Source organism: Mesorhizobium sp. M4B.F.Ca.ET.089.01.1.1 (assembly GCF_004022605.1).
Lineage (GTDB): Bacteria > Pseudomonadota > Alphaproteobacteria > Rhizobiales > Rhizobiaceae > Mesorhizobium > Mesorhizobium abyssinicae.
In genome coordinates this window covers 1-3288 of the sequence record NZ_RZOS01000559.1, presented here as the reverse complement: position 1 = coordinate 3288, position 3288 = coordinate 1, and the positions used below count along the sequence as shown (strand labels likewise).

General features: G+C 65.8%; 4 protein-coding genes. 2 read left to right on the top strand and 2 right to left on the bottom strand.

Annotated features, from left to right (window positions below; translation table 11 throughout):
* Both EN780_RS30565 and EN780_RS30560 read left to right on the top strand, forming a co-directional pair.
* Positions 1–553: exodeoxyribonuclease VII large subunit (locus EN780_RS30565; protein ID WP_281035386.1), on the top strand; the 553-nt coding region annotated here is incomplete at its 5' end.
* Between the two features lie 8 nt (positions 554–561).
* Positions 562–1686, top strand: coding sequence for a P1 family peptidase (locus EN780_RS30560; RefSeq protein WP_128276147.1), 1125 nt, complete (start codon positions 562–564; stop codon positions 1684–1686).
* A gap of 38 nt (positions 1687–1724) precedes the next feature.
* Here EN780_RS30560 and EN780_RS30555 read toward each other — a convergent pair whose 3' ends face one another.
* Complete coding sequence (locus EN780_RS30555; RefSeq protein WP_127286754.1) at positions 1725–1976, bottom strand: DUF768 domain-containing protein; 252 nt, start codon at positions 1974–1976, stop codon at positions 1725–1727.
* 501 nt (positions 1977–2477) lie between these two features.
* The coding region (locus tag EN780_RS30550; protein WP_133372783.1) for an ABC transporter permease at positions 2478–3288 on the bottom strand (811 nt) is incomplete at its 5' end.

The window sequence follows — 3288 nt, the reverse complement described above, 5'->3', positions numbered from 1 at the left end:
GGCCCTGACGGTGAGCATCGAGCGCAAGCGCGCAAGGCTGGAGCGGCAGCGGCTGACGCCCGCCACACTCGCCCGCCGCATCAACGAAGCGCGCACGCTGACCGGCCGCGATCTCGCCCGCGCACAGGCGGCGTTCTTTGCCATCGCGCGCGAGAGGCGGGCACGCTTCAAACGCACCGCCGCAAGGCTGTCGCCGGCGCCGATCGTCAGGCGTCAGAAGGCTCAAGGCGACACTCTGACCGGGCTGACGCGGCGCCAGGACCATGCCATCGCGCGACGGCTGGACCGGTTGCGCGCGAGCCTGACCCAGGCCGACCGGCTTTTGTCGACGCTGTCGCACAAGGCGGTGCTGGCGCGCGGCTTCGTGCTGGTCAAGGATGCCGAAGGCGCGGTGATCAAGCTGGCGGCGGACGTGGTACCAGGGGCGGCGCTGTCGCTGGAATTCGCCGACGGCAGCGCCGACGCGATCGCCACCGGCGGCGGCGCGCGGCCCAAGGCGTCGGCCAAACCAACCAAGCCAAGGGAGCCGGGCAATCAAGGCTCGCTGTTCTGAGGCGCGGCATGACAGGACATGATCCGCATCTCCTGACGCCGTCCCGAAAGCCGCGCGCCCGCGCTTTCGGCATCGGCTTCGACGGCACGCCCGGGGAGTTCAATGCCATCACCGACGTGCCGGGCGTTTCGGTGGGCTATACGACGCTGATCTCGGGTGACGGGCCGCTGGTCGTCGGCAAGGGGCCGATGCGCACCGGCGTGACCGCCATCCTGCCCAGGCCGATTGCTGAACTCGCGACGCCGGTCTTTACCGGCGTCTTCAGCCAGAACGGCAACGGCGAACTGACGGGAACGCACATCATCGAGGAGACCGGCGCCTTCAATTTCCCGGTCACCATCACCAACACGCATTCCTGTGGCGTCACCCGCGACGGCACGCTGCGCTGGATGCACAAGGTGCTGCCGGCCGCGCTCGACACAGGCTGGGGCCTGCCCGTGGCGGCGGAGACCTTTGACGGCTTCCTCAACGATATCAACGGCCATCATGTCAGCTTCGACGATGTTGCCGGCGCGCTCGACAGCGCTGCCATCGGCGCTATCGAGGAAGGCAGCGTCGGCGGCGGCACCGGCATGATCACCTTCGGCTTCAAGGCCGGGTCCGGCACCGCATCGCGCATCCTCGCATGGCAGGACAGCCGCTACACCGTCGGGGTGTTCGTGCAGGCGAATTTCGGCAAGCGGCGCAATTTCACCCTGCGCGGCCAGCGCGTCGGGCCGGATCTCGCCGAACCGGCGATCCGCGAAGGCACGCCGCGCGCCGAAAAGGGTTCGATCATCGCCGTCGTCGCCACCGACGCGCCGTTCCTGCCGCATCAGATGAAGCGGCTGGCAAGGCGTGTGCCGCTCGGCATCGCCATGACCGGCGGCTACGGCTACCACAGCTCGGGGGACATTTTTCTCGCCTTCTCGACCGCCAACCCGGAGGCTGCGCTCGGACCGTCAGGACGGATCGCGCATGCCGATTTCGTTCCGGACGTCGATATCGATCCGTTTTTCGATGCGGTGGTGCAAGGGGTGGAGGAAGCGATCCTCAACGCGCTGGTCGCCAATGAGGACATGACAGGGCGGGATGGCAATTTCGTGCCGGCGCTGCCGAAGGCCTGGCTTCAGGCCAAATTCCCGAAAGGGTAGTCGCTGCCTGGGACAGGCGCGCCCCGCCCGGGTCTAGCTCACTCGGACGGCTTGTCCGGATGGGTTTCTTGCTCGGCCTCGGCGGCCTCTTCGAGGCGCGATGCGATCAATTCCTTGATGTCGCCGACCTCTTCCTGGATGTCCTCAAGAAGAATGCCCTCCTCGGCCGCCTTGGCCGCGCATTCCCTGGCGAGGGTCTCGGCCTGCGTGTCGATCTTTACCGGCGAGTGCTGGCAATGGACCTTCTCGCCAATCCACCCCCGCAAGAACTCGATCGCATGTTCACTCATACTGCTTTTCCCTAGCGGCTATGCCGGTTGGTAATCATAAACGTCGGCACCCCGCAAAGGATGCATGCACCCATTCCAGCCGAGTCGGCATCTCCCGGCAAGTTGATCTTGCCCGAGGTCCACAGCGTGCGAGAGGAGGGAAGCGTCAAGGGACACGTTCTGATCGTTGAGGATGATGGTGGAGGTGGCTGGGATACCCAGCATCATGCTATTGTTTCTATTTTGCTTTTCCGGTTTTCAGACCGATTTGCATCACAATAGGTGTCAGCACATTCGCAGCGCCGTCGACCGCCCAATACCCGGGGCGCGTCGCCGAAGCCGCCGGTATATAGTGATATCCTCATGCGATGTCGACTCTCCTGGTTGCGGTGCTTCTTTCCGCCGCAATGAGGGGCTGTCGGCGGCGTGGCAGGCCGGCAGCCCCGAACTGGCACCCGACCATCGGCGTTGCCGTTTCGCCGGGGCAGATGGCATTGGCTGCATTGCGGCGCATCCGTGGTGCTAGCGCTCGAAAGGCTCTCCCAGCGAAGCAACGCCGTTGAGCTTGAGCAGCCGCCGGTTCGACGAGATGATGCCAAGCACGATGACTGTCACGAGATAGGGCAGGCTCGACAGAAGTTGCGAGGAAACGCCCAGCCCGGTCGCCTGCGCCGCCAGACTTGCCAGGGACACGGCGCCGAAGAGACACGCGCCGAGAAAGATACGGCTGGTGAGCCAGGTGCCGAAGACGACCAGCGCAATCGCAATCCAGCCGCGCCCGGCGATCATGCCATCGGCCCACAGCGGCGTGTAGACCACGGCTGCGTAAGCGCCGGCAAAACCCGCCAGCACGCCGCCGAAGGCGACGGCGGCGAAGCGCACGGCGATCACCGGATAGCCGAGCGCATGCGCCGCCTTGGGGTTCTCGCCGACGGCGCGGACGACGAGACCGGTCTTGGTGTAGGCGAACGTCGCCCAGATGGCGACGGTCGCGGCAAGCGAAAGCCATACGACAATGTCCTGAGCGAACAGGCCGCCGACGACCGGGATATCCGACAGCCAGGGCAATGGCAGCTTCGGCAGCCCCCTGACCGTGAGGCTCTCATAGCTCTTGCCGAACAGCGCCGAGAGGCCCTGGCCGAGTATGCCTATGGCGAGGCCGACCGCGACCTGGTTGGCGCGGAATCCCAGCGCGATGACGGCAAAGACAAGGGAAAGCGCGGCACTGGCAAGGCCGGCGGCGAGGAATCCGAGCAGATGCCCGCCGCCCTGATAGACGACGATGAAAGCAATCACGGCGCCGAGGGCCATCAGTCCCTCGACGCCGAGATTG

Bases quoted from the DNA above. Each gene is read 5' to 3' on its own strand.
- EN780_RS30555 (WP_127286754.1), bottom strand. From the start codon at position 1,976: ATGAGTGAACATGCGATCGAGTTCTTGCGGGGGTGGATTGGCGAGAAG.
- EN780_RS30560 (WP_128276147.1), top strand. From the start codon at position 562: ATGACAGGACATGATCCGCATCTCCTGACGCCGTCCCGAAAGCCGCGC.